Annotated in this window: 28 protein-coding genes; 18 read left to right on the top strand and 10 right to left on the bottom strand. The window is 65.7% G+C overall.

The window, feature by feature from the left end:
- Positions 1 to 61 precede the first annotated feature (61 nt).
- Genes ACXAD2_RS16845 through ACXAD2_RS16830 form a run of 4 tightly spaced genes read left to right on the top strand, consistent with a single transcriptional unit; the run spans position 62 to position 3,072 of the window.
- Entirely contained in the window at positions 62 to 376 is a 315-nt protein-coding gene (locus tag ACXAD2_RS16845; RefSeq protein WP_475172089.1) for a virulence factor, read from the top strand.
- Entirely contained in the window at positions 376 to 1,296 is a 921-nt protein-coding gene (locus tag ACXAD2_RS16840; protein ID WP_475172088.1) for a methylenetetrahydrofolate reductase, read from the top strand. Before ACXAD2_RS16845 ends, ACXAD2_RS16840 begins: the two co-directional genes overlap by 1 nt.
- Before the next feature lie 38 nt (positions 1,297 to 1,334).
- Entirely contained in the window at positions 1,335 to 1,985 is a 651-nt protein-coding gene (locus tag ACXAD2_RS16835; RefSeq protein WP_066106162.1) for an HAD family hydrolase, read from the top strand.
- A 37-nt stretch (positions 1,986 to 2,022) separates the two neighbouring features.
- On the top strand, positions 2,023 to 3,072 hold the full coding sequence (locus ACXAD2_RS16830) for a dihydropteroate synthase (protein WP_475174916.1): 1,050 nt from the start codon (positions 2,023 to 2,025) through the stop codon (positions 3,070 to 3,072).
- 196 nt (positions 3,073 to 3,268) lie between these two features.
- Here the strand turns inward: ACXAD2_RS16830 and ACXAD2_RS16825 are convergent, their stop codons facing one another.
- On the bottom strand, positions 3,269 to 4,144 hold the full coding sequence (locus ACXAD2_RS16825; RefSeq protein ID WP_475172086.1) for a helix-turn-helix domain-containing protein: 876 nt from the start codon (positions 4,142 to 4,144) through the stop codon (positions 3,269 to 3,271).
- A 166-nt stretch (positions 4,145 to 4,310) separates the two neighbouring features.
- Here ACXAD2_RS16825 and ACXAD2_RS16820 point away from each other — a divergent pair, with 166 nt between their 5' ends.
- From ACXAD2_RS16820 to ACXAD2_RS16775, 10 genes are read left to right on the top strand one after another with little or no spacing between them, the layout of a single operon-like run.
- Positions 4,311 to 5,525, top strand: a complete 1,215-nt coding sequence (locus ACXAD2_RS16820; RefSeq protein ID WP_475172084.1) for an amino acid ABC transporter substrate-binding protein — start codon at positions 4,311 to 4,313, stop codon at positions 5,523 to 5,525.
- A gap of 56 nt (positions 5,526 to 5,581) precedes the next feature.
- A complete protein-coding gene (locus ACXAD2_RS16815) occupies positions 5,582 to 6,454 on the top strand; it encodes a branched-chain amino acid ABC transporter permease (protein WP_164184102.1) in 873 nt (290 codons plus the stop codon).
- A gap of 4 nt (positions 6,455 to 6,458) precedes the next feature.
- Positions 6,459 to 7,397, top strand: coding sequence for a branched-chain amino acid ABC transporter permease (locus ACXAD2_RS16810; protein WP_475172081.1), 939 nt, complete (start codon positions 6,459 to 6,461; stop codon positions 7,395 to 7,397).
- Positions 7,394 to 8,122: an ABC transporter ATP-binding protein gene (locus ACXAD2_RS16805; protein ID WP_224899921.1), complete on the top strand. Its 729-nt coding sequence runs from the start codon at positions 7,394 to 7,396 to the stop codon at positions 8,120 to 8,122. The genes ACXAD2_RS16810 and ACXAD2_RS16805 overlap by 4 nt, the downstream gene beginning before the upstream one ends.
- A complete protein-coding gene (locus ACXAD2_RS16800) occupies positions 8,115 to 8,849 on the top strand; it encodes an ABC transporter ATP-binding protein (protein WP_164184108.1) in 735 nt (244 codons plus the stop codon). Before ACXAD2_RS16805 ends, ACXAD2_RS16800 begins: the two co-directional genes overlap by 8 nt.
- A gap of 17 nt (positions 8,850 to 8,866) precedes the next feature.
- A complete protein-coding gene (locus tag ACXAD2_RS16795) occupies positions 8,867 to 10,315 on the top strand; it encodes an aldehyde dehydrogenase (protein ID WP_224899914.1) in 1,449 nt (482 codons plus the stop codon).
- Between the two features lie 43 nt (positions 10,316 to 10,358).
- A complete protein-coding gene (locus ACXAD2_RS16790) occupies positions 10,359 to 11,408 on the top strand; it encodes a TRAP transporter substrate-binding protein (protein ID WP_475172077.1) in 1,050 nt (349 codons plus the stop codon).
- Positions 11,408 to 11,914 (top strand): TRAP transporter small permease, encoded by a 507-nt coding sequence (locus ACXAD2_RS16785; RefSeq protein WP_475172075.1) that lies wholly within the window; start codon positions 11,408 to 11,410, stop codon positions 11,912 to 11,914. Before ACXAD2_RS16790 ends, ACXAD2_RS16785 begins: the two co-directional genes overlap by 1 nt.
- On the top strand, positions 11,911 to 13,269 hold the full coding sequence (locus tag ACXAD2_RS16780) for a TRAP transporter large permease (RefSeq protein ID WP_475172073.1): 1,359 nt from the start codon (positions 11,911 to 11,913) through the stop codon (positions 13,267 to 13,269). The genes ACXAD2_RS16785 and ACXAD2_RS16780 overlap by 4 nt, the downstream gene beginning before the upstream one ends.
- 1 nt (position 13,270) lies before the next feature.
- Entirely contained in the window at positions 13,271 to 14,974 is a 1,704-nt protein-coding gene (locus tag ACXAD2_RS16775) for a thiamine pyrophosphate-requiring protein (protein WP_475172070.1), read from the top strand.
- Positions 14,975 to 15,191: 217 nt separating this feature from the next.
- Here ACXAD2_RS16775 and ACXAD2_RS16770 read toward each other — a convergent pair whose 3' ends face one another.
- Both ACXAD2_RS16770 and fabG read right to left on the bottom strand, forming a co-directional pair.
- Positions 15,192 to 15,425, bottom strand: a complete 234-nt coding sequence (locus tag ACXAD2_RS16770) for an acyl carrier protein (RefSeq protein WP_007800270.1) — start codon at positions 15,423 to 15,425, stop codon at positions 15,192 to 15,194.
- A 218-nt stretch (positions 15,426 to 15,643) separates the two neighbouring features.
- Complete coding sequence (gene fabG / locus ACXAD2_RS16765) at positions 15,644 to 16,381, bottom strand: 3-oxoacyl-[acyl-carrier-protein] reductase (RefSeq protein WP_066106055.1); 738 nt, start codon at positions 16,379 to 16,381, stop codon at positions 15,644 to 15,646.
- Between the two features lie 203 nt (positions 16,382 to 16,584).
- Between fabG and ACXAD2_RS16760 the strand changes: the two genes are divergently transcribed.
- Positions 16,585 to 17,547 (top strand): homocysteine S-methyltransferase family protein, encoded by a 963-nt coding sequence (locus ACXAD2_RS16760; RefSeq protein WP_475172069.1) that lies wholly within the window; start codon positions 16,585 to 16,587, stop codon positions 17,545 to 17,547.
- 409 nt (positions 17,548 to 17,956) lie between these two features.
- Here the strand turns inward: ACXAD2_RS16760 and ACXAD2_RS16755 are convergent, their stop codons facing one another.
- The 3 genes from ACXAD2_RS16755 to ACXAD2_RS16745 all read right to left on the bottom strand — a co-directional run bounded on the left by ACXAD2_RS16755 (position 17,957) and on the right by ACXAD2_RS16745 (position 21,151).
- Entirely contained in the window at positions 17,957 to 19,000 is a 1,044-nt protein-coding gene (locus ACXAD2_RS16755; RefSeq protein WP_066106046.1) for a quaternary amine ABC transporter ATP-binding protein, read from the bottom strand.
- Positions 19,001 to 19,011: 11 nt separating this feature from the next.
- Entirely contained in the window at positions 19,012 to 20,052 is a 1,041-nt protein-coding gene (locus ACXAD2_RS16750) for an ABC transporter permease (protein WP_475172067.1), read from the bottom strand.
- A 112-nt stretch (positions 20,053 to 20,164) separates the two neighbouring features.
- Positions 20,165 to 21,151 carry an ABC transporter substrate-binding protein gene (locus ACXAD2_RS16745; protein WP_475172066.1) on the bottom strand — a complete coding sequence of 329 codons (987 nt, stop codon included), beginning with the start codon at positions 21,149 to 21,151 and terminating at the stop codon, positions 20,165 to 20,167.
- 442 nt (positions 21,152 to 21,593) lie between these two features.
- Here ACXAD2_RS16745 and ACXAD2_RS16740 point away from each other — a divergent pair, with 442 nt between their 5' ends.
- The 3 genes from ACXAD2_RS16740 (at position 21,594) to ACXAD2_RS16730 (ending at position 24,063) form a co-directional block, all read left to right on the top strand.
- A complete protein-coding gene (locus ACXAD2_RS16740) occupies positions 21,594 to 22,616 on the top strand; it encodes a phosphatase PAP2 family protein (RefSeq protein ID WP_475172064.1) in 1,023 nt (340 codons plus the stop codon).
- Between the two features lie 692 nt (positions 22,617 to 23,308).
- Positions 23,309 to 23,545, top strand: coding sequence for a hypothetical protein (locus tag ACXAD2_RS16735; protein WP_475172061.1), 237 nt, complete (start codon positions 23,309 to 23,311; stop codon positions 23,543 to 23,545).
- Entirely contained in the window at positions 23,545 to 24,063 is a 519-nt protein-coding gene (locus ACXAD2_RS16730) for a hypothetical protein (protein WP_475172059.1), read from the top strand. The genes ACXAD2_RS16735 and ACXAD2_RS16730 overlap by 1 nt, the downstream gene beginning before the upstream one ends.
- A 21-nt stretch (positions 24,064 to 24,084) precedes the next feature.
- Here ACXAD2_RS16730 and ACXAD2_RS16725 read toward each other — a convergent pair whose 3' ends face one another.
- The 4 genes from ACXAD2_RS16725 to ACXAD2_RS16710 all read right to left on the bottom strand — a co-directional run bounded on the left by ACXAD2_RS16725 (position 24,085) and on the right by ACXAD2_RS16710 (position 25,701).
- Positions 24,085 to 24,282, bottom strand: a complete 198-nt coding sequence (locus tag ACXAD2_RS16725) for a hypothetical protein (protein WP_475172057.1) — start codon at positions 24,280 to 24,282, stop codon at positions 24,085 to 24,087.
- Positions 24,283 to 24,445: 163 nt separating this feature from the next.
- Positions 24,446 to 24,667, bottom strand: a complete 222-nt coding sequence (locus ACXAD2_RS16720; protein WP_475172056.1) for a hypothetical protein — start codon at positions 24,665 to 24,667, stop codon at positions 24,446 to 24,448.
- Positions 24,668 to 24,769: 102 nt separating this feature from the next.
- Positions 24,770 to 24,904, bottom strand: a complete 135-nt coding sequence (locus ACXAD2_RS16715) for a hypothetical protein (RefSeq protein WP_475172054.1) — start codon at positions 24,902 to 24,904, stop codon at positions 24,770 to 24,772.
- A gap of 35 nt (positions 24,905 to 24,939) precedes the next feature.
- On the bottom strand, positions 24,940 to 25,701 hold the full coding sequence (locus ACXAD2_RS16710) for an N-acetylmuramidase domain-containing protein (RefSeq protein WP_475172053.1): 762 nt from the start codon (positions 25,699 to 25,701) through the stop codon (positions 24,940 to 24,942).
- Positions 25,702 to 26,005 lie beyond the last annotated feature (304 nt).

Here is a 26,005-nt window from a genome sequence, read left to right as displayed (position 1 = left end):
GACCATGGCACGTGCCTGCCCGCCCCTAGACTGAAGTTCAGGCACAAGGGAGCCCAGCGGCATGACCGAGATGACCATCCTCTATTGGCGCGATATTCCCGCGCAGGTGATCGCGGGCACCGGTCGGCGCGCCGAGAAATGCGTGCTGCCGCCGCGGTTCGAGGCGGCCATCGACCGCGCCGCGATGAAAAGCGGGGCCAGCGGCACCGACGCCTATCTCGCCGCGTGGCGGCGCGCCTCCGCCGAAGGCACAGCCGCGCCGAGCGCCGCTGCGCTGGCCGCGCGGCTCGATCACGCGTATGACCCCGAGCGCCTGCGCGCGCTCGTCGAGCGCGGCGGCTGGTCCGCGCAGACCGCCGATGTGAAAGGACCCTGATGACCCTGCTGAGCTTCCGCAAGTCCCGTGCCGCCGCCCCCGCAACGCCGCTCTCTGCGCTCGCCGGCTATTCGATCGAGGTGATGCCGCGCACCGCCGCCGCGATCCCCGATTTCCGCGCCCTGCTGCCCGAGGGCACCCGCGTCTATATCGCCCATATCGACGGCACGCCGATCGAGGACATGGTGGCCACCGCCGCCCGGCTCGCGGCGCAGGGCTTTGCCGTGATGCCGCATTTCCCCGCCCGCTCGATCCCGGACGCCGCAACCCTCGGCGACTGGATCGCCCGCTATCAGGGCGAGGCGGGCGTCACCGAAGGCCTGATCCTCGCCGGCGGCATCCCCGAGCCGCGCGGCACGTTCCACAGCTCGATGCAGCTGCTCGAGACCGGGATCTTCGACCGCGCTGGCTTCACCCGGCTGCATGTGGCGGGTCATCCCGAGGGCAGCCGCGACATCGACCCCGACGGCTCGGACCGCGCGGTGATGCAGGCGCTGCGCTGGAAGCAAGGTTTCGCACAGCGCAGCGATGCGCAGATGGCGCTGGTCACGCAGTTTGCCTTTGAGGCCGCGCCGATCCTCGCATGGGGCCGCCGCCTGCGCGACGAGGGCATCGATCTGCCGGTGCATCTGGGCATCGCCGGGCCTGCCAAACTTCAGACGCTGATCCGCTTCGCCGTCACCTGCGGCGTCGGCCCGTCGCTCAAGGTGCTGCAGAAACGCGCCCGCGACGTCAGCAAGCTGATGCTGCCCTACGAGCCCAATGATCTGATCGCCGAGATCACCCGCGCCCGCGCCGCCGAGCCCGATCTGCCCATCGCGCAGTTGCATCTCTTCCCGCTGGGGGGCATCCCTGCGGCTGCGGCATGGGCGGCCCGGCATGGGGGCGCCGCCGCGCAACCGGCCGCGCGGGCAGTCTGAGCCAGCGGCCCCCACCGCAGGCAAAGGGCATACACCGCATGATCCGCGCACTTCTCTTCGATCTCGACGGCACTCTGCTGCATTCCGATCCGCTGCATTTCGAGGTCTTCGCCGATCTTTTCGCCGAACGCGGGCGCGAGCTGACCGAGGCGGGCTACCTGTCGGACATCCACGGGCGGCACAATCTCGAGAGCTTTCCCGAGCTTTTTCCCGGCGAGGACGCGCAGGCGCTGTCGAACCACAAGGAAGCGCGCTTCCGCGACAAGCTGGGCGATGGCCATGCGCCGATGCCGGGCGCCGAGGCGCTGATGCTGCGGGCCAAGGCGCAGGGCTGGCGCATCGCCGTGGTGACCAATGCCCCGCGCGACAATGCCGAGGCGATGCTCGGTGCCACCGGGCTGCGCGCCTTTGCCGAGACGCTGGTGATCGGCGACGAATGCGCCCGCGCCAAGCCCGACCCCGAGCCCTACGCGGTGGCTATGCGCGCCTTTGGCGTGCCGCCGCAGGAATGCATCGCTTTTGAGGACAGCCCCTCGGGGATGCGCGCCGCCGCCGCTTCGGGCGCGCACACCGTGGGCATCCTGTCGTCCGGCCTGAGCGCCGACCAGCTGCGCGCCGCGGGCGCGCAGACCGTGATCCGCGACTACACCGACCCGGCCCTCGAGGAGTTGCTCGCACGGCTGGAATAGCACTCGACCAGGGAGGAGGCCCCACATGACACGCACGATGACCCGCACCGTTCTGGAATCCCGGACCCGCACCGTGACCATCGGCTTTGATGAGCCGTTCTGCGTCATCGGCGAAAGGATCAACCCCACCGGCCGCAAGAAGCTGGCGGCGGAACTGGAGGCCGGGGATTTCTCCACCGTCGAGACTGACGCGCTGGCGCAGGTGGCGGCGGGGGCGATGGTGCTCGATGTGAACGCGGGCGTGGTCTACAACTCCAACCCCGATCCGAACCAGACCGAGCCGCCGCTGATGCGCAGCCTGATCGAACTGGTGCAGGATCTGGTGGATGTGCCGCTCTGCATCGACAGCTCGGTCCCCGGCGCGCTGGAGGCAGGATTGGCGGCGGCGCAGGGCCGCCCCCTGCTCAACTCGGTCACCGGCGAGGAAGAGCGGCTCGAGCGCGTGCTGCCGCTGGTGAAGAAACACAATGTGCCGGTGGTGGCGATCTCCAACGATGACACCGGCATTTCGGAAGACCCCGAAATACGCTTTGCCGTGGCGAAAAAGATTGTCGAGCGCGCGGCGGATTACGGCATCCCGGCGCATGACATCGTGGTCGATCCGCTGGTCATGCCGGTGGGCGCCATGGCCACGGCGGGCCAGCAGGTCTTTGCGCTGGTGCGGCGGCTGCGCGAAGAGCTTGGGGTGAACACCACCTGCGGCGCGTCGAACATCTCTTTCGGTCTGCCCAACCGCCACGGAATCAACACCGCCTTCCTGCCCATGGCGATCGGCGCGGGGATGACCTCGGCAATCATGAACCCCGTCGCCCTGCCGGTGACGCAGGCGAAGATCGCCGCGAAGAAGGCCGAGGTCGCCGCCGCGGGCATCACCCTGCCCGAGATCGACGACGAAAGCTTCGTGCGGCTCTTCGGGCTGGGCGCGATGAAAGCCGGTCCCGGCGCCGAGATGATCGCGATCCGTGCGGCGAATTTCCTCGTGAACCAAGACCCGCACGGCGCGGCATGGATCGCCATGAACAAGGGCGAAGACAGCGGTGCCGAGGCGCGTGGCGGGCGGCGCGGCGGACGGCGGCGGCGGGCCTAGCGCAGCGCGAGCCGGGCGAGCGCCTGCCCGTGGGGTGGCGCTGCGACGGTTGTGATCGGCACTTTATCCCGGCCAAACACGTGCGACCTCAAGCCGTTGCGCAACAATGTCAAAGCGCCAGCCCGCCGGGACGGGCAGGCGCTCGCCCGGCGCCTTCGGCTTGATTCCGGGCAGATGGCGCTCGTTTCAATCGGTGTCACGGCCACGCCGCATAAGACGTGGACGGCGCGCTGCGCCGCGCCGCGCGGCGTCGGAACCGGCTCGGAGGAACGCCCTCCATCCGTTTGAAAAACCTGTTGAAATAGGCCGGGTCCGAAAACCCGAGCCGGAACCCCACCTGCGCCACCTGCAGGCCGGAGTTGGTCAGCAGTTCCGCCGCCTCGCGGTGCAGCGCCTCATGCAGCCAGACCTGCGGCGCGCGCCCGGTGGCGCGGCGCACCGCGTCCGAAAGCCGGTCGCGCGAGACCCCCAGCGCGGCGGCATAGTCACCCACCTGCCAATGCTCGCGCAGATGCAGCCCGGCCAGTTGCACGAACCCCTGCACGAGGCCGCCGGTGGCCACATCGGGGCGCTGCCGCCCGGCCTTGACGCCGCGCCAGAGCTGAATCAGCAGCAGCGACAGGATGTGGCCCGCCATCATCTCGGCCCCCGGTGCGCCGCCAGTCAGTTCTTCGCGCAGGTCCGCCAGCCGCCGCAGGATCTGCGCGCGCTCCGGCCCCACCGGCACCGACAGATCGCCGCGCAGCACTTGGCTCAACTCGTCGCCAAAGGCCGAGGCGGGCAGCACCCGCGCCAGCGCGCCCTTGCTGAGCTGCAGCATCTCGCCGCGACTGCCCGGAGACAGCCGCAGCGCCCCCGCGCGCCCCGGTGCCAGCCAGACGAAGCGCGGCGATTCCACCGCCATGTCGCGCGCCGCGCCCTCGACCCGCGCCCGCCCGGCCTCGAGCAGCAGCAGACAAGCGCTTTCTTCGCGCAGAGCGTAAGTGGTTTCCGCCAGCGGGCTGCGGATTTCATGCGCGGTAATGCCGTGATGCGTGGCCTGCCGCAGCGGGTAAGTTTTCATCATGCTCATGATTTGGGCGCGCTTTGGTCCTTATCCGTGCAATTCTTCCCCGCACCAGTGCATTTTATCAATGTTTTTTTCAGATACCTTCTTCGTCACCCGTCACAGGACGCCTCGAGGAGGGGGACGCGTGTGGCGCAATCGGATGCTGCAAATGCATCAACGGGAGGACTGCATGTTACACAACACGAGGCGCGCCGTGCTGCGCGCGTTGCCGCTTGCCATGGTCTCGGCGCTGGCGCTCAGCGCCCCGCTGGCGGCACAGGAAGACCCTGTCACCATCGGCTATGCCGTGTCGAAATCCGGCCCCAGCGCCACCGGCGCGGGCATCACCACCATCCCCAATTACGAGCTTTGGGTGAGCGAGGTGAATGCCGCAGGCGGGCTCGAGATGCCCGATGGCAGCCGCCGCCCCATCGAAGTGATCGAATATGACGACCGCTCCAGCGCCGAAGACCTCGTGCGCGCCATCGAACGGCTGGCCACGCAGGACAAGGTCGATCTGATCCTGCCGCCGTGGGGCACGGGCGGCAATCTTGCCATCGCGCCGCTGATGGACCGTTTCGGCTACCCGCAACTGGCCGTCACCTCGGTGACCGACAAGGCGCCTGAGTTTGCCAAGCGCTGGGACCGCTCGTTCTGGATGCTGGGCGGCGGGCATGACTACGCCACCGCGCTGGTTGAGACGCTGGCCGCCGCCAAGGAGGCCGGGACGATCAACGACAAGGTTGCGATGATCTCGGTCGCCGACGGCTTTGGCATCGATCTGGTGAAGGCCGCGCGCCCGGCGTTTGAAGAGGCCGGGTTCGAACTGGTCTACGACGAGAGCTACCCGCTCGGCACCTCCGATTTCGCCGCGATCCTCAACGAGGTGCGGGGCTCTGGCGCTGACAGTTTCGTCGCCTTCTCCTACCCGCCGGGCAGCTTTGGCGTGACCAAACAGGCGATCACTACCGGCTTTAATCCCAAGGTGTTTTACATCGGCGTCGGCGGCGCCTTCCCGATCTACGGCAAGATCACCGAAGGCAAGCAAGAGGGCGTGATGTCCATCGGCGGCGTCGATGCCTCCAGCCCCGCCATTCAGGAGTATTTCGCCAAGCACACCGAAGCCAAGGGCGCCCCGCCCGACAGCTGGGCAAGCGCGATCACCTATGCCTCGCTGGAGATGCTGGAAGAGGCGGTGAAGCGCGTCGGCCTCGACCATGAGGCGCTGGCGCAAGAGCTTTCCACCGGCAGCTTCGAGACGGTGATCGGCGAGGTGAAGCTGGAAGACAACCAGCTGCGCAAGCTGTGGTGGGTCGGCCAGTGGCAGGGCGAGCACTTCGTCGCCGTGAGCCCTGCTGACCAGACCGGCGCAGCCGCCCCGGTCATCCCGAAACCCGAATGGTAATCGGCGGTGGCGGGCCCTGCGCCCGCCCTGCCCCAACCCTCTAGCAGGGACGATAAATGTTTCTTTCCACGCTCTTTCTCGGGCTGGTGCTGGGCGGCACCTATGCGCTTCTGGCGCTGGGTCTGTCGCTGCAATACGGCATCGCCCGGATCATGAACCTCGCCTATGGCGAGTTCATGCTGCTCGCCTGTTTCGCGGTGACGATGATGTTCACCAGCTGGGGTCTTGGTCCGCTCTGGGGGCTGCTGGTCGTCGTGCCGCTGGGCTATGCGCTCGGCTGGATCATCCACGCGGTGATGATGCGCCCGCTGATCAACCGCTCGGGCGGCGGCGGACGGCTTGAGGTCGACACCATTCTGGCCACCTTCGGCCTGCTCTTTGTCGTGCAGGGGCTGATGCTGATCACCTTTGGCAGCGATTTCACCTCCTACAGCTATCTCGACCAGGGCGTCGGCATCCTTGGCACCACCATCGCCGCCAACCGGCTGATCGCCTTCGCGGTGTCGCTGATCATCGGCTTTGGCCTTTACGCCCTGATGATCCGCACCCGCTGGGGCCGTGCGCTGCGCGCGGTGGCGCTTGCTCCGGCCTCGGCCTATCTCGTCGGCATCGACGTGAACAAGCTGGGCCGGCAGGGCTTTGCCCTTGGCGGCGCGCTGGCCGCTGCCGGTGGCGCGCTCATCTCGATGTTCCAAACCTTTTCGGCCACCGATGGCGTGGTCTTCACCATGAAGGCGCTGATCGTCGTCATCATGGGCGGCGTCGGCAACATCCTCGGCGCGCTCATCGCCGGGCTGCTGCTGGGGCTGGCCGAGACCTTCGTGGCCGCCTTCATCGATCCGGGCCTGACGCTGGCCGCAACCTACACATTGTTCCTCGCCGTGCTGCTGTGGCGGCCGACGGGGCTGTTCGGCAAGGCGGGGGGTTGAGACGATGCACTATCTGATCGCAACCGTCTGCTTGGGGCTGCTCTCTGCCTTGCCGTTCTGGCTTGGAGACTATGGCACCGGCCTGCTGGTGGGTCTTGCGGGCTATGTGACGCTGGCCACCGCTTGGGCGATGTTCTCGGGACCGACGCGCTATATCTCGCTGGCCACGGTCGCCTTCTTCGGCGTCGGCGCCTACACTGTGGCGGTGCTGAACGAGGTGCTGCCCTACCCTCTGGTGCTGCTCTGCGCCGCCGGGATCGGTGGGGTCATGGCGCTGCTGGTGGGCCTGTCGACCCTGCGCCTTGCGGGCATCTACTTCGTGATCTTCACCTTCGGCCTTGCGGAACTGGTGCGCCAGTTGATCACCTGGTTCGAGGTCAATGTGACCGGCACGCTGGGCCGCTACATCTTCCTCGATCTGGAGGCCAAGCACATCTACTGGCAGCTGCTGGCGCTCGGCGCGGCGACGCTGGCGCTCTCGGCATGGATCCGGCGCGCGCGGCTTGGCCTTGCGCTGCGGGTGATCGGTGATGACGAGACCGTGGCGGCGCACTCGGGGATCAACCTCGCGCGGACCAAGCTGGTGCTCTTCGTCGCCTCGTCGGTGATCATCACGCTGGTCGGCGCGATCCAAGCGCCGCGCTGGGTCTATGTGGAGCCCTCGATCGTCTTCAACCCGACGGTCAGCTTCCTGACGGTGATCATGGCGCTGCTCGGCGGGGCGACCCGGCTCTGGGGGCCGATCTGTGGCGCGGTGCCGCTGTTCCTGCTCTTCGAATGGCTCTCGGCGCGCTTCCCGGATCACTTCTCGATCCTGCTGGGGCTGATGTTCATGGCGGTTGTCTATGCGCTGCCGAACGGCGTGCTGGCGGCGCTCGAGAAGTTCCGCGGCCCGCGCGGCAACGGCGCGCCGAAAGATGAGCGCAAGGAGGTGAACGCATGAGCGTGCTGCTGGAAACCCAAGGGCTCACCAAGCGGTTCGGCGGGCTGACGGCGGTGAACGAGGTCTCGCTCACCGTCCGGCGCGGCGAGGTTCTGGGGCTGCTGGGGCCGAACGGCTCGGGCAAGACCACGCTGATGAACCTCATCTCGGGCGCGCTGAAACCCACCGAGGGCGCGCTGGTCATCGACGGGCGCGACCACACCGGCGCCCCGCCCCACCGCATCGCGAAAGCGGGCGTGGCGCGGACCTTCCAGCTGGTGAAAATCCTGCCCTCGCTGACGCTGGAAGAGAACGTCATGGTGCCCGCCGCCTTTGGCCCGGACCGGCTCTGGGGGCGCGCGCTGAAGGCGCAGGTGGCCGAGTGCCTCGATCTGGTCGGGCTGCACGCGCGCGCCGGGCAGCAGGCGTCGGAACTGACCTACATCGACCAGAAGCGGCTGGAACTGGCGCGCGCGCTGGCCGCCGCGCCCAAGCTGCTGCTGCTCGACGAATGGCTCGCCGGGCTCAACCCGACCGAGTTGCACGAGGGCATCCACCTGATCCGCGAGCTCGAGCGTACCGGCATCACCATCGTCATGGTCGAGCACATCATGGACGCGGTGCGCGCGCTCTGCCCGCGCTGCGCGGTGATGAACTCCGGCACGCTGATCGCCGACGGCCCCACGGATCAAGTCCTGTCGGACCCGCATGTGGTCGCCGCTTATCTGGGAGAAGAGGATGCTTGAGATCGACAACCTGCGTCTGACCTACGGCAAGCACACCGCGCTTGGCGGGGTGAGCATGGCGGTGGACAAGGGCGAATGCGTGGTGATCCTCGGCGCCAATGGCGCGGGGAAATCCTCGCTGCTGAAGGCGGTGGGCGGCGTGGTTCGCCCGGCCTCGGGCACCATCAGCCACGAGGGGCAGGATCTGGCGCAGGTGCCCGCGCATGAGATCGTCGAGCGCGGCATCGCGCTGGTGCCCGAGGGGCGCGGCATCTTCGCCCGGATGAGCGTCGCCGACAATCTCGCGCTTGGCTGCCACCCGGCGCGCGCGCGCAGCGGTGCCGAGGCGCGCCGCCGCGAGGTGCTGGATCTCTTCCCGCGCCTTGCCGAGCGGCAGAAACAGCTTGTCGGCACCATGTCGGGCGGCGAGCAGCAGATGGTCGCCATCGCCCGCGCGCTGATGTCGAACCCCGATCTGCTGCTGCTCGACGAGCCCAGCCTCGGGCTTGCGCCCATCGTCACCAAGGAGGTCTTTGCCGCGCTCGGGCGCATCCGCGAGACCGGGCTGACGCTGCTGATCGTCGAACAGAACGTGCGCGCGAGCCTTGCCCTCGCCACCCGCGGCTACCTGCTGGAAGCCGGGCGCGTGGTCGGTGGCGGCAGTGCCGCAGAGTTGCAGAGCGATCCGGCAGTGCAGCGCGCCTTTCTGGGCGGCACCTCTGAACCTCTTGAAAACGAATTCATTTAACAAGGAGACAGACAGGCATGGACAGCCTCAACCTGTTTATCGACGGCGAACATGTGCCCGCCGAGGAAGAGCGCCAGTTCGAGCGCGCCAACCCGGTGACGGGCGAGCTGGCCACCCGCGCCGCCGCGGCCAGCAAGGCCGACGCGATCCGCGCCGTGGATGCTGCCGCCGCGGCCTTCCCCGAATGGGCCGCCGTGCCGCCGGGCCAGCGCCGCAAGCTGCTGATCAAAGCCTCGGAAGCGCTGGCGGCGCGCGGTGACGACATCGTCGCCGCAATGAAATCCGAGATCGGCGCAACCGAGGCATGGGCCCGGTTCAACGTCATGCTCGCCGCCGACATGCTGCTGGAAGCGGCCAGCCTGACGACCCAGATCAAGGGCGAGATCGTGCCCTCGAACCGCCCCGGCTCCACCGCCTATGCGGTGCGCCAGCCGGCGGGCGTGGTCTTGGCCATGGCGCCATGGAACGCGCCAGTGATCCTTGGCGTGCGCTCGATCGCGACGCCGCTCGCCTGCGGCAACACCGTGGTGATGAAGACCTCGGAGCTGTGCCCGCGCACCCACGCGCTGATCCTCGAGGCGGTCTCGGAGGCGGGCCTGCCCAAAGGCGTGGTCAACGCCATCTCGAACGCGCCCGAGGATGCGCCGGATCTGGTCGAGACGCTGATCGCCCATCCAGCCGTGCGCCGGGTGAACTTCACCGGCTCGACCCGCGTCGGCCGGATCGTCGCCGAGCTTTCGGCGCGGCACCTTAAACCCTCGCTGCTGGAACTGGGCGGCAAGGCGCCCTTCATCGTTCTCGATGACGCCGACATCCCCGCCGCCGTCGCCGCCGCAGGCTTTGGCGCCTACATGAACCAAGGCCAGATCTGCATGTCGACCGAGCGCATCATCGTCATGGATGAGATCGCCGACGCCTTCGTTTCGGCTTTTGCCGAAAAGGTCGAAAGCCTGACCGCCGGAGACCCGCGCGAGGGCAAGGCGCCGCTTGGCAGCCTCGTCAACATGGGCGCTGCCGACCGCATCCGCGACCTCATCGAAGACGCCGTGCAGAAGGGCGCGCGGCTGATCGGCGGCGGCGGCTCGGGCACCATCCTCAACGCCGCGGCGCTCGACGGAGTGACGCCGCAGATGCGCCTTTACACCGAAGAGAGCTTTGGCCCCGTCGCCTCGATCATCCGCGTCGGCAGCGTCGACGAGGCGGTGCGCGTGGCGAATGAAAGCGAATTTGGCCTGTCGGCGGCGGTCTTTGGCCGCGATCAGGCCCGCGCCATGGCCGTCGCCCGGCGCATCGAGAGTGGTATTTGCCACGTCAACGGCCCGACGGTTCATGACGAGGCGCAAATGCCCTTCGGCGGCGTGAAGGATTCAGGCTACGGTCGCTTTGGCGGCACGTGGGGAGTCGCCGAGTTCACCGAATTGCGCTGGCTGACGACGCAGGACGGTGATCTGCACTACCCGATCTGATCCGGGGAGGGATCAAGTCGGACCATAAATGGGAGGAGAAACCATGAAACTGAAACTGGCAAAAACCGCTGTCGCGGCCCTCGCCCTCAGCGCCGCCACAAGCGGCGCATGGGCGCAGGAGCATGTCTTCAAGCTGCACCATTTCCTTGGCGCCAAATCACCGGCGCAGACCGACATGCTGGAGCCTTGGGCAAAGGCTGTGGAGGAGAACTCCGGCGGCAAGGTGAAGGTCGAGATCTACCCCTCGATGACCCTCGGCGGGCGTCCGCCCGAGCTGATCAACCAGGTGCGCGACGGTGTCGTCGACCTGATCTGGACGGTGAACGGCTATACGCCGGGTCTCTTCCCGCGCACCGAGGTGATGGAACTGCCCTTCGTCTACAAGAACGATCCGGTGGCGGCGAACCTCGCGCTTTACGATATGTACGACGAAGACCTGAAGGACGACTTCAAGGGCGTCGAGCCGATGTTCATCCACGTCCACGCCGGTCAGGCGATCCAGACGGTGGACAAGGAAGTGCGGATGCCCTCCGATCTGGAAGGGCTGAAGCTGCGCATCCCCACCCGCACCGGAGCATGGGTGATCGAGGCGCTTGGCGCGTCGCCGGTCTCGATGCCGGTGCCGGATCTGCCGCAGGCGCTGTCCAAGAAAGTGGTCGATGGCGCCTTCATCCCGTGGGAGATCATCCCCGCGCTGAAGATTCAGGACCAGACGCAGTATCAGATCGAAGGGGCCGACAAGACCCGCTTCGGCACCACCACCTTCCAGGTCTCGATGAACAAGGCGCGCTGGGACAGCCTGCCCGAAGACGTGCAGACAGCCTTCCGCGACGCCTCGGATCGTGACTGGGTGGCCAAGGTCGGCCAGATCTGGCGCGACATCGACGAGCGCGGCATCAAGGTCGCGACCGACGCGGGCAACACTCATGTCACCCTCACCGAAGAAGAAACCGCGGCCTTCCAGACCGCGCTCGAGCCGGTGGTCGACCGCTGGATCGAGGATGTCTCCGGCAAGGGCATCGACGGCGCCGCCATGGTCGAGAAAGCGCGCGCGCTGATCGAGGAAAACGCCGACGCGGGCATGAGCAACTGATGTTCGCCGCAGAAGTCGAAGGCCGCAGCGGGTTCTCCGCTGCGGTCGCACGTCTCGTCACCCTCTGGGCGCTGCTGGGCGGCGTGCTCTTGCTGGTGATCGTGCTGATCAACATCGCCTCGGTGGTCGGCGCCGTGGTGGCCAAACCCTTCCCCGGCGATTTCGAACTGACCGAGATGGGCGTGGCCGTCGCGGTCTTTGCCTTTCTGCCCTACTGCCAATTGACGGACGCCAATGTGACCGCCGACATTTTCACCGCGAACGCACCCGGCCCCGTGCTGGCGGTGCTGCGCGCCCTCGCCTCGCTGATCGCCTTCGGCTTCGCCTGCATCCTGGTGTGGCGCATGTACCTCGGGATGCTCGACCAAAAGGCCTATAATTACACGACGACGATCCTGCAGCTGCCGATCTGGTGGGCCTTCGTGCCGATCCTCGTCTCGCTGGTGCTGCTGATCGCCGCCGCCGCTCTGACCTTCAAGGAAAGCCTGTCGGAGGTGCGGCCATGAGCGATCCCATCACCCTTGGCATCCTGTCGCTGGTCATCCTTGTGGTGCTCATCGCCATCCGCATTCCCATCGCCTACGGCATGATCCTCGTCGGCGGCGTCGGCATCGCGCTGGTCAACGGGCCGATGCTGCTGATGAGCCAGCTCAAGACCCTCGCCTACGGGCAGTTCTCGATCTACGACCTGTCGGTCGTGCCGATGTTCGTGCTGATGGGAGAACTCGCCACTGTCGCGGGGCTCTCACAGGCGCTCTTTCGCGGGGCCAACGCATGGCTCGGCTGGATGCGCGGCGGCACCGCCATGGCCGCCATCGCGGGCTGTGCGGGTTTTGGTGCGGTCTGCGGCTCGTCGCTGGCCACCGCCTCGACCATGGGCAAGGTCGCCCTGCCCGAGCTCAAACGCTACAATTACGCCGGATCGCTGGCCACCGGCTCGCTCGCCGCGGGCGGCGTGCTGGGCATCCTGATCCCGCCCTCGGTGGTGCTGATCGTCTACGCGGTGATCGTCGAGGCCAATATCGTCACCATGTTCGCCGCGGCCATGCTGCCCGGCATCCTTGCGGTGATCTTCTTCATCCTGACCATCGCGCTCTACGTGCTGATCCGCCCCGAGGCCGGCCCGCCGGGCGGCGCGTCGAACCGTTCCGAGTTCATCTCGGCGACGCTGGGCCTTCTGCCGGTCATGGTGATCTTTGGGCTGGTGCTGGGCGGCATCTATGCGGGGTTCTTCAACCCCACCCCGGCGGCGGCGGTGGGGGTGTTCCTGGTCTGGGTCTACGGCATGGCCAAGCGCAAGCTGAGCCTTGCGCAGATGGTCATCGCGCTGAAATCCACCGCCCGCACCTCGGGGATGATCTATGTGATCCTGCTCGGTGCCGAGCTGATGAAGATCTTCATGTCGCGCATCGGTCTGCCGCAGCAGGCCGCCCTATGGATCGCCGAAAGCGGCATGGCGCCGATGACGGTGATGGTGCTGATCCTCGTGGCGCTGATCCTGCTGGGCTGCCTGATGGACAGCATGTCGATGATCCTGCTGGTGATCCCCTTCTTCTGGCCGATGCTGGTGGAGATCAACGGCGGGCTTTACGCCACCGCCGATGGCGCGGGCTTTGGCATGAGCACTGAAGACCTCAAGGTCTGGTTCGGCATCCTCGCGCTCATCGTCGCCGAACTGGGGCTGATCACCCCGCCGGTGGGGATGAACGTGTTTATCATCTCGGCGCTGGCCAAGGACACGCCGATGATCGAAACCTTTAAGGGCGTCGCGCCCTTCTTCTGCGCCGAGCTCGTGCGGGTGGCGCTGCTTCTAGCCTTCCCCGCTCTGGCGCTCTGGCTGCCATCGCTGCTGGGAGGCTGAGATGAAAGACAAAGCAACCGTCACCGCCGGGGGCGCGATCTTCCCCCGGCTGAAGGCGCTCGGCGTGGACTATGTCTTTGCCAATTCCGGCACCGACTTTCCGCCGATCATCGAGGGGCTGGCCCAGGCCGCCGCCGAGGGCATCGATCTGCCAAAGGCGCTGGTCATGCCGCATGAGCACGCGGCCATGGGCATGGCGCATGGCTACACGCTGATGACCGGCAAGGCGCAGGCGGTGATGCTGCACACCAATGTGGGGCTCGCCAATGGCGCCATCGGTGCGATCAATGCCGCCTGCGAGCATATCCCGATGATCCTCATGTCGGGCCGCACCCCGGTCACCGAGCAAGGCCGCTTCGGCGCCCGCACCGTGCCCATCGGCTGGGGGCAGGAGATGCGCGATCAGGCCGCCTTGGTGCGCGAGGCGAGCAAATGGGAGTATGAGCTGAAATTCCCCGAGCAGGTCACCGGCCTGCTCGACCGCGCCTATGCCATCGCCAGTTCCACCCCCAAGGGCCCGGTGTACCTGTCGATCCCGCGCGAAGTGCTCTGCGAGCAGGTCTCCACCGAGGGGCTCGAAGCCCCCGCCTCCATGGCCGCCGCGCAGGCCGCGCCGGACCCCGAGGCGATCGCCACGCTGGCGCATTGGCTGGCCGAGGCCGAGCACCCGCTGATCATCGCGCAGCGCGGCGCGGGCGATGCCGAGAGCTTCGCCGCCTTCGCCGATTGGGCCGAGGATTGGGGCATTGCGGTCTGCTCTTGGTGGGCGACGCATCTGGCGATTGCGACTGACCACCCCTGCCATGTGGGCGCCGACCCCGGCCCGTGGCTGGAGCAGGCCGATGTGGTGCTGATCCTCGACTGCCTCGCGCCATGGATGCCCGACGCCCATGCCCCTAAGCCCGGCGCGAAGGTGATCAACATGGGCCCCGACCCGATCTTTTCGCGCTTCCCGGTGCGCAACTTCCGCTCGGACCTGTCGATCACCGGCGAGAACGCCCGCAGCATCCCGGCGCTGATCGCCGCCATGGAGGGGCTGCCCAAGGGCGATCACATCGCCCCCCGCCGCACCCGGCTGGCCGAGACCACCGCCCGCGCCCGGCAGGCGCAGACCGAGGCGGCCCAGCCCAAGGCAGGGTTCCTCACCAAACCCGCCGTCAGCCGCATCCTCGGCGAGGCGCTCGACGCGCAGGAGGTGCCGTCTTCGGTGTTCTCGGAGCTTGGCACGATGCTGGGCCCGCTGCCGCGCCGCGCCCACAGATCGTGGTTTCAGGAGCCGCATTCGGGCGGCCTCGGCTGGTCCTTCCCCGCGGCACTCGGCGCGCAGCTGGCCGAGCCTGACCGGCTTTGCGTCGCCACGCTCGGCGATGGCAGCTATATGTTCGCCAACCCCGTGGCCTGCCATCAGATCGCCGAGGCGCTGGCGCTGCCGATCCTGATCGTGATCCTCAACAACGCCGAATGGGGCGCGGTGCGCGCCTCGGTCACCGGGCTCTATCCTGAGGGTGCCGCGAGCCGCGCCAATCAGATGCCGCTCACCGGCCTCGCGCCCGCGCCCGACTTCTGCAAGGTGGCCGAGGCGAGCAACGCCTGGGCCCGCGCGGTCGAGACGCCGGACGATCTGCGCCCCGCACTCGACGCGGCGCTGCGGGTCATCCGCGACGAACGGCGCTGCGCCCTGCTAAATGTGCGCATCGCGGGCTGAGCCGCCGGATTTGCGTATTTGAAAAGAGAAGAAGGCCCAGGCGCTCGCGTAGCCCGGGCGCTTCTTCTCTTTGAAAATACGCCGGGGGTGAGGCCGAAGGACGAGGGGGCAGCGCCCCCTTTTTCCGCAACCTCCCCGCCCGACACGCTTTTCCAGAACGCAAAACGGCGCCCACGAGGGGCGCCGTTTGCAACTCCGGTGACGGAGTCGGAAAAGCTCAGGAGGCTTCCTTGATGAACTTCACCGCGTCGCCGAAGGTCTGGATGGTTTCGGCTGCGTCATCGGGGATCTCGATGCCGAACTCTTCTTCGAAGGCCATCACCAGTTCCACGGTGTCGAGGCTGTCTGCGCCCAGATCGTCGATGAAGGAGGCGCTCTCGGTCACCTTGTCTTCTTCAACGCCCAGGTGCTCTACCACGATCTTGCGCACGCGATCAGGAATATCGCTCATTCTTATGTCCTCACAATGTCCTTGGGCCGTTTGACCCATCTCTTGCCCTCGCCCCAGCGGGGTGGCTGCTCAATCCGCCCGGAACCGGGCAGCGTATCCCCGGCTGGCCGGGAGCGACCGAAAAGCACGCAAGGCCCTCTCCGGTCAAAGTTCCTGCGCGCCTATAGCATACGCGCGCAGGATGGCAAACGCTTTCCGAGATGCCCGAAGGCACCCGGTCAGAGCATTGCCATTCCGCCGTTCACATGCAGCGTCGCGCCTGTGACATAACCAGCTTCTGCGCTCGAAAGATAGAGCACCGCTGCGGCAATTTCATCGGCGGTGCCCATACGGCCCGCGGGAATCTGGCTCATGATGCCCGACTTCTGATCATCGTTGAGCTTGTCGGTCATCGCGGTCTCGATGAAGCCCGGGGCCACCGCGTTGGCGGTGATGCCGCGACTCGCAACCTCATAGGCCAGCGATTTGGTCATCCCGACGAGCCCCGCCTTGGCGGCGGCATAGTTCGCCTGACCGGGGTTGCCGGTGGCGCCGACGATCGACGAGATATTGATGATCCGGCCCCAGCGCGCCTTCATCATGCCGCGCATCACGCCCTTGCAGAGCTTGAAGTTGGCGGTGAGGTTGACGTCGAGCACCGACTGCCATTCCTCGTCCGACATGCGCATGAACAGGTTGTCGCGGGTGATGCCGGCGTTGTTGACCAGAATGTCGACCGCGCCCATCGCCTCGGCCGCCTGTTTCGGCAGCGCCGCCACGGCTTCGGGGTCCGACAGGTTGCAGGGCAGCACGAAGGCGCGCTCGCCCAACTCGTTCGCCAGTTCCTGCAGCGGTGCTTCGCGGGTGCCCGAGAGCCCCACCGTTGCGCCAGCGTCATGCAGCGCCTTGGCGATGGCGCCGCCGATGCCGCCCGATGCGCCGGTGATCAGCGCGCATTTTCCCGTCAGATCGAACATAAGGTCCGTGCCCCTCTCGTTTTGCCGTAAATCTTTCCGGGCGATATGGCATCCCCGCCGTCCTCGGGCAAGGGCAAGCACCCGCAGCCCGGCATTGGCCCGCCGCCTAACCAGCCGCATGACCCGCCGCCTGACCTGCCTGCGCAGGGTCGTCCGAGATGTGCTATTCTCACCAGAAGACCGGCATCGGCGAGGAGGACCGCATGGCCAAGGCAACCACATTCCCGCGCGTGCAAGGGCTGCTCTATCTGACGGAGGGCGGCACCGAGACCGAGGTCATGTACCGGCACGGCCATCCGCTGCGCGAGTTTGCCATGTTCGAGCTAATGGACAAGCCAGCGGCGGTCACGGACCTGCGCGACATGTACCGCCGCTATCTCGATGCCGCTGCCGAACATGGGTTTGCGGCGCTGCTTTCGGGCTTTGACTATCGCGCCAGTCCCGATTGGGGAGCGAAATTGGGCTATTCCGCCGAAGGCCTGCGCGAGATGCAGCACAAATGCATCGACTTCCTGCGCGAGGTCGCCCGCCCCTACGAGCGGCAGCTGCCCCGCGTCGCGATCGCGGGCTGTGTGGGTCCGCGCGGCGATGCCTATGCGCTCAACCGCGAGATCACCGCCGCAGAGGCCGAGGATTACCACGCGGCGCAGATGCAGACGCTCCGCGCGTGCGGCGTCGATCTGGTGTGGGCCGCGACGATCAACAATGTGCCCGAAGCGGTGGGGCTTTCGCGCGCTGCCGCAGACGCGGGCCTGCCGCTGAACCTCTCGTTCACCCTCGACAGCAGCCATCACCTCCGGTCCGGTCCGAGCCTGCGTGAAGCCATAGAGGCGACCGATGCCGAGGCAGGCGAGTCGCGTCCCGACAGCTATGGCATCAACTGCTCGCACCCGGTGGAGTTCGAACCGGCGCTGGAGCCCGGCGTATGGACCGAGCGCCTGCGCTCGCTGCGGCCCAATGCGGCGAAGATGGACAAGGTGTCGCTGTGCAAGCTGGGGCATATCGAGGAAGGCGATCCGGTCGAGCTTGCACGCATGATGGGGAATCTGGCACGGCGCTATCCCGGCATTGATATCTGGGGCGGCTGCTGCGGCAGCTGGGACCGGCATCTGGGGCTGATCGCCAGCGCCGTCCGTGCCGCGCGCGAGACCCCGGTAGCTGTCTGAAACCACGGGGAAAAATCTTCGCCCGGAAATCCGATAAATTCACTCAACTATATGAATTTACTCATTTTTTTCACGCAAGCCCTTGCGCACCCCGCGGCGGGCGGTTATCTGAAGCTCAAGACAGCAAGCAAGCCAAGACGCCAGCCAGCTATCGATCTCCCCGCCAGCCGAAACCACGCCGCGCCCCAGCGCCTTTATGACAGCCAGGCAGCCACGCAGCTTTCCGCCAGTGACCGGAGACGCCCTCCCCCCGCTCGGATCGCAGCTGTTCCCGAAGGAACGCGCCACGCCCCCGCAGCGGGTTGCGCCAGAGCGTTGCACCAGAGCCTTGCGCCAGACGGCCCGGACGAAAAAGCCCCGCGACCCATCAGGGACGCGGGGCTTTTCCTTTTCACGGGAGCGCTGCGGCTCAGGCGGCCTCTTCGGCCACCCGCGGCACCAGCGCGCGCATCACATCCGCCATCTCGATCACGCCCACCGGCTTGTCGCCGCGCAGCACGCGGAAGCGGCGATCCATCTCGCCGCCCGCGGCGGCGATGACGCTTTCGAGGTTGTCGGTGTGCTGAACATCGCCGCTGAACAGCTCGCCGCCGGGCACGCCCTTGTGCATCACCGAGCGCACGCGCAGCACGCGGGCGCGGTTGATGTCGGCGACGAACTCTTCGATGTAGGGATCGGACGGGTTGAGCAGGATATGCTGCGGCTCGCCCTGCTGCACCACCGCGCCATCCTTCAGGATCACAAGGTGATCGGCCAGCTTCAACGCCTCATCAAGATCGTGGGTGATGAAGATGATCGTCTTGTGCAGCTCTTCCTGCAGCTCCAGCAGCAGATCCTGCATGTCGGTGCGGATCAGCGGGTCGAGCGCCGAGAAGGCTTCGTCCATCAGCATGATGTCCGAGTTCGACGCCAGCGCGCGGGCGATGCCCACCCGCTGCTGCATCCCGCCCGAAAGCTGGTGCGGATATTGCTCGCCGTTGCCCGAAAGGCCGACGCGGTCGAGCCACTTCTGCGCCTCGGCCTCATAGTCGGCCCGCTTCACGCCGCGCGTCGCCAGCGCCATGCCGGCGTTTTCCAGCACGGTGCGATGCGGCAGCAGCGCGAACTTCTGGAACACCATCGACATGTTCTCGCGGCGGAACTTGCGCAGCCGGGTCTCATTGAACGACAGGATGTCCTCGCCGTTCACGATGACCTCGCCCGCGGTGGGTTCGATCAGCCGGTTGAGGTGGCGGATCAGCGTCGATTTGCCCGAGCCCGACAGGCCCATGATCACGGTGATCTCGCCCTCGCGCATGTCGACGTTGATGTCGTCGAGCCCGAGCACGTGGTTCGAGGTCTCCAGCAGATCGGCCTTCGACTTGCCCGCCTTCACCTCGGCCAGCGCGCCCTGCGGGTCCTCGCCGAAGATCTTGTAGAGATTGCGGATCGAGACTTTCACAGTGTCTGTCATGTCATCCTCCTTCAGCGGCTGGACTGGCTGGCGTCGATGCGCGCGAGCGAGGCTTTGGTCACACGGTCCAGCGCGATGGCCAGCACCACGATGCCAAAGCCCGCCACAAGGCCGGTGCCCAGTTCGAGGTTGCGGATGCCGCGCAGCACGAGGATGCCCAGACCCGGTGCCGAGACCATCGAGGCGATGACCACCATGGCAAGGCTCATCATGATCGTCTGGTTCACACCGGCCATGATGTTGGGCAGCGCCAGCGGGATCTGCACGCCAAACAGCTTCTGGCTCTTGGTCATGCCGAAGGCGTCGGCGGCCTCGATCACGTCCTGATCGACGAGGCGGATGCCAAGGTCGGTCAACCGCACCACTGGCACGATGGCGTAAAGGATCACCGCGATGCCGTAGAGCTTTGGCTCGGTCACCGAGAACAGGAAGATCAACGGGATCAGGTAAACGAAGGGCGGCAGCGTCTGCAGCATGTCGAGCACCGGGATCGCCACGCGCTGAAGCCTGTCACTACGCGACATGGCGATGCCTATGGGCACCCCGAAGAGAACGCAGATAAAGGCGCAGACGAAGATGATCGCGAGGGTCTGCATCGCCACCGTGTAATGGTCCACAAAGGCCAGCAGACCAATCACGGCGGCCACGAGGCCCACGATCTTCCACGACCGCGTCACGGCCCAGCAGATCAGCAGCAGGATCGGCACCATGATCCACCACGGCGTGTCGGTCATCACCCAAAGCGACTCGCGCAGCATCCAGCTGAGCGGCTGGGTGAGCGGATCGACCACCACGCGCAGCGCATCGCGGATGCCCAGAAAGCCCTGCTCGAGCCCATCGGTGAGATCGCGGGTTTCGGGAATCGCGCCGCAGGCGTCGTGCAGCGCATCGAGCGAGGGAAAGGGAAGATCCCAAAGCGAGGTTGCCTCGGCGGCATCGCCGCCCTTGGTCTTGGCCAGCAGGTCGGCCATGGACATGGGGCCATCGCTGGCCCCGCCATCGCACCAATCCCGCAGCCCCAACGTGTCGAACAGACCGTCATATGTTGCCATGTATCGATGTCCGGACCCTCAGCGGGCCCGCCCTGAATTGTGAAACTAAAAGAACGGGACCGCGCCCGGCGGCCCCGTTCGAGCGGGCGCAATGCGCCCTTGGGTCATGCGATTACTGCAGCAGCTGCGAGAGCTTTTCCTGCGCGTCCTCGTTCAGCCAGCCCTGCCACTCGCCCGAGTTGGCGGTGATGAAATGCACGGCGGTCTCTTCTGCCGAAGCGTTGTTCTCGTCCTGCCATGCCAGCAGGCCGCTCATGGTCGAGGTTTCGAACTTCATGTTGCGGAAGAACTCGGTCACTGCCGGGTTCTCTTCGGCGAACTCCGCGGTCACGGCGGTGAGGATCGGCGCGGCGGGGAATTCCGAAACCTGCGGGTCAGGCGTGTCGGGGTTCTGCAGGTTGTTGAAGGCGGTCTCGTCGTAGTCGCCCAGCTTGACCTGCGTCATGTCGTATTTGCCCATCGGCACGGTCGGGCCCCAGTAGTAGCCGAACCACGGCTCACCATCGGTGACCGCCGCGCCCATCGAGGTGGCCAGCGTCTCGCCCGAGCCGTGGTTGAACACTTCGATGCCCGCGCCTTCGAGATCGAGCGCACGCACGAGGTTGTCCGACACCACGCGGCAGCCCCAGCCGTCGGGGCAGTTGTTGAAGCGGCCGCCGACCAGATCGGGGTTCTCCATCACGCCTTCGATGGTGGTCAGCTCGGGGTGCTCTTCGGCGAGCGCGGTGGGAATCCACCAGCCTTCGACGCCGCCCGGCTCCAGCACCGAGGTCAGCTCGACCAGCGAGCCGCCCTCTTTGAGCTTCTTGTAGGCATCGCCTGCCGAGTTCATCCAAAGGTTGGTGATCACGTCCGGCTCGCCGTTCTCGGCCACCGAGGTCATCGCGGGCACGGTGTCGGACTGCACGAGGCTCACATCGCAGCCATAGCCCTGCTCGAGCATGAATTTCGCGACATTGGTGGTCACCTCGGCGGCGGCCCAGCCCATCTGCGCGATGGAAACGTCGCCGCACTGGCCCGCCTCATCCTGTGCCTGTGCCGCGAGGGGCAGCACCAGAGAGCCGGCAAGAGCGGTGGAAACGAGCGTCAGCTTACGCATGGGTAAACTCCTTACAAACTTGAATGGGAGGATTTCAAAACAACGCCGGGTCGCCTGAGGCGTCCGGGGGTTCGGATGGCCGCGCAGGAACGCGGCGCAAACAGACCTCTTTTTGTCGTTTTTGGTCATCGGGGCGGTGCCTAACAAGCCAGTCCCCAAGGTGCAAACAGTTGACCTGTTAACGCGAGCGGAGCGCTATGTGCTTGCGCGCACGTTGATTTCCGGCGCGGCCGCGTCATATTCCAATCGTTTGCCCGCCTAAGGCGTCTTTTGCGCAGCTGCCCGGACCGACAGCACCGTTGAGCCCGCGCAACAGCGGCGGGCCTAGCTGCGTGCCGCTCTTGCGTTGGTGGGGCTGTGGGGGAAAACTTTCCACAAAATCCGCATCCTGACGCCGCAATCTGGCGATAGAGGCCGGATTGAGGCAGCACCGCAGCGAGGCATGATGCAGGCAACACCGGCGTTCCGTTTCTTCGTGTTCGGCATTTTCTATGCGGCGGCGTCGCTGGCGTTCGCCCTGCTCACCCGCGACGGCGTGTTCGACAATTTGCTGAACTCGCTGGAGGTGGGCACGCGCGGGGCGCTGCAAATATTCACCCTTTTCGGCATCGTGCTGGCGTTCGCCACGCTGCGCGCCAAGCGCCGCAAGCAAGAGACAGTGGCCATGGTCGCGCTGCAGATCACGCTGGCCTACCTTGGCGTGGCGGCGCTGAACTTTGGCTTCACCCTGTTCAAGATCGGCATGCCCGCGCTGCTGCCCTATTTCGCCGATCCGCTGCTCGCCGATCTCGACGCATGGCTGCACGGCGGCAGCGACGCGTGGCGGCTGGTGGACGACACGCTGGGCTCGGATGTCGCGCGGCAGATTCTGCCGCTCTATCAGGGGCCGTGGCTGGTTCTGGCTTTCCTGTTCCCGGTATTGCTGGTGGCGACGGATGACGACAGCGCGCGCGTGAGCCGCTTTCTCGGGCTCTACTGCGCCGCATGGCTGCTGATCGGCAACCTTCTGGCGCTTTCCGGCCTGTCAGTGGGGCCGATCTATTATGACCGCCTGCTCGGCACCGCACGATTCACCGAATTGCAGCAGGTGCTGCACACCCAGGGCGTCGATCAGACCTTGCTCGGTCACGTGCAGGAGTTCCTCTGGAGGACGTACAGCAGCGGCAAACAAGCGCTGGGAACCGGCATCTCGGCCTTCCCTTCGGTGCATGTCTCGGTGGCCTTCACCATCGCGCTTTATTGTCTGGAGCGCTCGGCCCTGCTGGTGCTGCCCGGCCTCGCCTTCGCCGCCGCGATCCTGCTGATGTCGGTCTGGAGCGGCTATCACTACGCAATCGACGGCTATGTCTCGATCCTTGCGATGCTGGGCCTCTGGGGCTGGCAGCACCTTCGCGCCCGCCGCCCGATCGAGATCCCGTCGCAAACCGTGGCGGACGCCGCAGCGCGCGAAACACCGGGCAGCTAACGTGGCGCAACGGTGACCCAAGCGCCACAACCATTCGCGCGCGACATGGGACGCCCCATAAATTACCCAGCAAAATCAATATGGTGCGGGTGAAGGGACTCGAACCCCCACGCCAAAGGCGCCAGAACCTAAAATTGACGACTACCCTGCGAAATCAGCACCTTAGCCGAATTATTTCGCAGGACATACCGTGCACAAATCGGCAACCTGCGAAACGCTGAATGGCAGCCCGCATCTGCAAAATTCGACTTCCACACGGGCTGATAGAAAGCCGAAATTTTGCAGCAAAATCAGTGCGGACGTGACCCATTTTGGGTGCGATGCGCGCCTAGTGAAATCAATGAGTTGCAGCGAAAGTGCCCCATGCTCCACGGGCAGCTTCGCTCACCCATGAACTCCGCAGCAGGCATGGTGCAGGCGGGCGCGTACCATGCGGCGTGCAGTGCTGGTAGCATGCGCGAAGGAAGGCATGTGAACAACGCGCACCCCGCAGGCGTGTACTAGTACTAGCCTCGCGCGGAGGCGCGGCCGCAGCGCCGCACCAGGACAATACAGACCTTGCACGCGGTCTTGATCAACTGCTAATGGCACCGCGGAATGACAGCGCCCATATACACTCGATCGAAACTTCTTTGTGGACAGAAGTGTTGAGAACGTAGCAGGCTTCGAATCATAAGTAGGGAGCAAAGGCCATGTCAGCTCTTGCAAAGATGGACAACGGTAAGGTGCGTGCGACACATCGCTCGTGGCGTACTGGCTTAGATCAGAGAGCGATGTTCAAGCACGTTGTGACGCTGGATGTCGAAACTGCGGAGGAAAGCTGGGACCGTTTGTCGGTGCATACGCCAGTACTCGAGTTCCATGAACTGCCTTCACGCCTTCATCACTCTCTCGTATCTGCCCTGCAGAACCTCAAGCCAAAAAAATAGTGAACGAACGCAGCCCACAAGACTCTAGCGAGCGCGCGCCGGCTCCTGAGGCCCCTCAGGAGCCCTGTTACGATGGCGAGGTGTTATCTGGAGGTGAGGAAGGTGGCGAAGCGCTACCTCACGGTGATCCTGCACTCAGCCAGACCCTTGTCGCTATGGTCAGCAACTACACTGATCGCCCCGACTTGCTGATTGCTGAGATTGAGAAACACGATCCTGGCTTCGTCCAGCGGATGAACAAGGCATCGGAGGATCATGCGGAAGAGCAGCGGTCCGCACGCTTCCGCTTCGGCAGAACGCAAGCCTATGTCTCACTGGCCGTTTCGGTGATTGCAGCCCTAGCACTCTTGGGCGCCCTGTTCTTTGCCATTGCCAAGGATGCAGGCTTCGGAACCTTCGTCGGAATTTTCCTTTTTTATGCAGTGTCTCAAGGTGGGCCCGCTGGGTTCATGAAGATCATTGAAAGCCTGCGACACCTCACTCAAGGCAATAATGGTGGAGAAAAGAGCGAAAAATAGGCGCCTTTCCGACCGCCCCGACTACCCAAACCGCCTCCGCACTTCATCAAGCGCCGCCTCTATGCTATCCGCATAGCCCTGCTCGGGCGCGCCCGCCTGAATGAACCACATCCAGCTGCGATCGCCATCAGGCAGCATCGTCGCGTAGACCCGGCCCACGAGGCGCCCATCTTTGAGCACCTCCCAATCATTGTCGCCGTCGTCTCTTCCGGCCACCATCGTTCTTCTGCGCGTCCACATGAGCCGCACATAGGCGCCAAGGCGACAAAGAAAAAGCCCTGGCGTTATGGCCAGGGCGAGTGATGACACAGAGGTTTTCCGAGGTTACCCCTGCGCATTTGAAGGCGTACGTCAGAGCCGTACAATCTACACGCTAAACTTTTCAGGTGTTCCCGCCAAGCGCCTTTACCCACCGGGACCAGGCGAAGGTCCCGCCGGACACCAGCCCCCAGATCACCACCGCCGCCGCGATCGAGGCCGCGTTGACGTCAATGCTGAGGATCCCGGTTGCCTTGTCGAAATCGACGAAGGGCAGCGTGGCAGCGAGGCCGGCCAGCGGCAGGAGAATGAAGACGCGCAGCAGGAGCGCAATTTGTCCGGTCATGATGAAGTCCTTTCAGATCGCGCACTCTGCGCGGAGGTAAGCGGCACGCGGCCGCGGAAAGCACCAGCGCGAGGCGCCAGTCGGTGATGGGAAGGAGGAGGATCATTTGCGCGTGGCGACCTGCGCGACTTGCTCCTCGAGGCAATGGAGCACGTGTTTCGCGATGATCAGCCCGCCCGGGTCATCGACCGGGGCGATCCGCGCGACCCAACCAAGCAGGATGTTCGCCAAGATCATGCGAAGATCGTTCGCGGATTGGTGCGGCGCCGCTCTCATGCCGCCACCGAGAACGGCGTGTCGGCGATCCGATCCCATTTCAGGAACGATGCACCGAGTTTGATGTGGTAGCCATGGGTCGCATAGCCGGGCCCGTTGTAGCCCTTGGCAAAGCCGGCCCAGTCGTGCCGCCGCAGCTCATCATCGAGGCCGGCCGCGACGATGTAGTCGACCAGTGCCTGCAGCTGCGCCTCTTCGTCATCAGCGAAGGCCTCGACCATGGCGCGGGCAGTGGGGTAGCCGAGCATCTCGGCATTGAAGCCCATCATCTGGGGCAGCCCCCAGGATGCGGAGCGCAACGCGGCCTCTTCATCGATCGCGATGGCGGCGAGCAGGCGCGGGTAGCTGTCCTTGGGATAGGGCCGCGCGCCCCAGTTTCGATAGGCCAGCCCCTGCGCCACGGCGCGGTCGCGCTTCTCACCCGCCCCCAGCTCGCGGTAGAAGACGTGCGGCTCGAAGAGCATGGCCAGCCGCTCCTCGCTGTCGAAGCCAGAGCCGCGCGCCTCGACCTCTATCACCGCGTGCAGCTCATCCTCGCCCACGCCGATCTGCGCTCCGATGCGCGGCAGGTCGATATCGTCGAGCCGCTTCCCCTGCCCCTTGAAGCGCGGCGGCGCCAGCGTGGTCTCCACCTGCTTGGATGCGAGGTAGCTTGCAGCAGCTTCGCGCGTGCGTGGTCCCAGAATGCTGTCCTCCGGGCCAGCCTCGAAGCCCAAGTCATTGAGCGCCATTTGCAGGGCGCGGATTTCGTCTCTCATGGCATCTCTCCATGTGGAAAGACCCCACCGGCGGCGGGGCGTGACAATTTTTGGTTTTGGCTTATCTGGTTCTCTAAGCGCGGCGACGAGGTTCTGAGGAACAGCCGCTACGGCTTCAAATTCCACAGGCTTAACTTCGCATTTTCCGCGCCAGTAAAGTTCGGCGACGTGCTCACCTTACCGTGATTGACCTAGGGGTGTCCTCGGTCACCGATCTCCTTAAGGTGGTATTCGAGCGCGGCACCGGGAATCCAGACTTTGCTCTCAAGACTACCTTTCGACCGCCGATGCACCTTTCTCTCAG

It is taken from the genome of Salipiger sp. ABN3_019 (genome assembly GCF_056158605.1).
This window is presented reverse-complemented; position numbering and strand designations above follow the sequence as displayed.

Bases quoted from the DNA above. Each gene is read 5' to 3' on its own strand.
- ACXAD2_RS16845 (WP_475172089.1), top strand. From the start codon at position 62: ATGACCGAGATGACCATCCTCTATTGGCGCGATATTCCCGCGCAGGTG.
- ACXAD2_RS16840 (WP_475172088.1), top strand. From the start codon at position 376: ATGACCCTGCTGAGCTTCCGCAAGTCCCGTGCCGCCGCCCCCGCAACG.
- ACXAD2_RS16835 (WP_066106162.1), top strand. From the start codon at position 1,335: ATGATCCGCGCACTTCTCTTCGATCTCGACGGCACTCTGCTGCATTCC.
- ACXAD2_RS16830 (WP_475174916.1), top strand. From the start codon at position 2,023: ATGACCCGCACCGTTCTGGAATCCCGGACCCGCACCGTGACCATCGGC.
- ACXAD2_RS16825 (WP_475172086.1), bottom strand. From the start codon at position 4,144: ATGAGCATGATGAAAACTTACCCGCTGCGGCAGGCCACGCATCACGGC.
- ACXAD2_RS16820 (WP_475172084.1), top strand. From the start codon at position 4,311: ATGTTACACAACACGAGGCGCGCCGTGCTGCGCGCGTTGCCGCTTGCC.
- ACXAD2_RS16815 (WP_164184102.1), top strand. From the start codon at position 5,582: ATGTTTCTTTCCACGCTCTTTCTCGGGCTGGTGCTGGGCGGCACCTAT.
- ACXAD2_RS16810 (WP_475172081.1), top strand. From the start codon at position 6,459: ATGCACTATCTGATCGCAACCGTCTGCTTGGGGCTGCTCTCTGCCTTG.
- ACXAD2_RS16805 (WP_224899921.1), top strand. From the start codon at position 7,394: ATGAGCGTGCTGCTGGAAACCCAAGGGCTCACCAAGCGGTTCGGCGGG.
- ACXAD2_RS16800 (WP_164184108.1), top strand. From the start codon at position 8,115: ATGCTTGAGATCGACAACCTGCGTCTGACCTACGGCAAGCACACCGCG.
- ACXAD2_RS16795 (WP_224899914.1), top strand. From the start codon at position 8,867: ATGGACAGCCTCAACCTGTTTATCGACGGCGAACATGTGCCCGCCGAG.
- ACXAD2_RS16790 (WP_475172077.1), top strand. From the start codon at position 10,359: ATGAAACTGAAACTGGCAAAAACCGCTGTCGCGGCCCTCGCCCTCAGC.
- ACXAD2_RS16785 (WP_475172075.1), top strand. From the start codon at position 11,408: ATGTTCGCCGCAGAAGTCGAAGGCCGCAGCGGGTTCTCCGCTGCGGTC.
- ACXAD2_RS16780 (WP_475172073.1), top strand. From the start codon at position 11,911: ATGAGCGATCCCATCACCCTTGGCATCCTGTCGCTGGTCATCCTTGTG.
- ACXAD2_RS16775 (WP_475172070.1), top strand. From the start codon at position 13,271: ATGAAAGACAAAGCAACCGTCACCGCCGGGGGCGCGATCTTCCCCCGG.
- ACXAD2_RS16770 (WP_007800270.1), bottom strand. From the start codon at position 15,425: ATGAGCGATATTCCTGATCGCGTGCGCAAGATCGTGGTAGAGCACCTG.
- fabG (WP_066106055.1), bottom strand. From the start codon at position 16,381: ATGTTCGATCTGACGGGAAAATGCGCGCTGATCACCGGCGCATCGGGC.
- ACXAD2_RS16760 (WP_475172069.1), top strand. From the start codon at position 16,585: ATGGCCAAGGCAACCACATTCCCGCGCGTGCAAGGGCTGCTCTATCTG.
- ACXAD2_RS16755 (WP_066106046.1), bottom strand. From the start codon at position 19,000: ATGACAGACACTGTGAAAGTCTCGATCCGCAATCTCTACAAGATCTTC.
- ACXAD2_RS16750 (WP_475172067.1), bottom strand. From the start codon at position 20,052: ATGGCAACATATGACGGTCTGTTCGACACGTTGGGGCTGCGGGATTGG.
- ACXAD2_RS16745 (WP_475172066.1), bottom strand. From the start codon at position 21,151: ATGCGTAAGCTGACGCTCGTTTCCACCGCTCTTGCCGGCTCTCTGGTG.
- ACXAD2_RS16740 (WP_475172064.1), top strand. From the start codon at position 21,594: ATGATGCAGGCAACACCGGCGTTCCGTTTCTTCGTGTTCGGCATTTTC.
- ACXAD2_RS16735 (WP_475172061.1), top strand. From the start codon at position 23,309: ATGTCAGCTCTTGCAAAGATGGACAACGGTAAGGTGCGTGCGACACAT.
- ACXAD2_RS16725 (WP_475172057.1), bottom strand. From the start codon at position 24,282: ATGGTGGCCGGAAGAGACGACGGCGACAATGATTGGGAGGTGCTCAAA.
- ACXAD2_RS16720 (WP_475172056.1), bottom strand. From the start codon at position 24,667: ATGACCGGACAAATTGCGCTCCTGCTGCGCGTCTTCATTCTCCTGCCG.
- ACXAD2_RS16715 (WP_475172054.1), bottom strand. From the start codon at position 24,904: ATGATCTTGGCGAACATCCTGCTTGGTTGGGTCGCGCGGATCGCCCCG.
- ACXAD2_RS16710 (WP_475172053.1), bottom strand. From the start codon at position 25,701: ATGAGAGACGAAATCCGCGCCCTGCAAATGGCGCTCAATGACTTGGGC.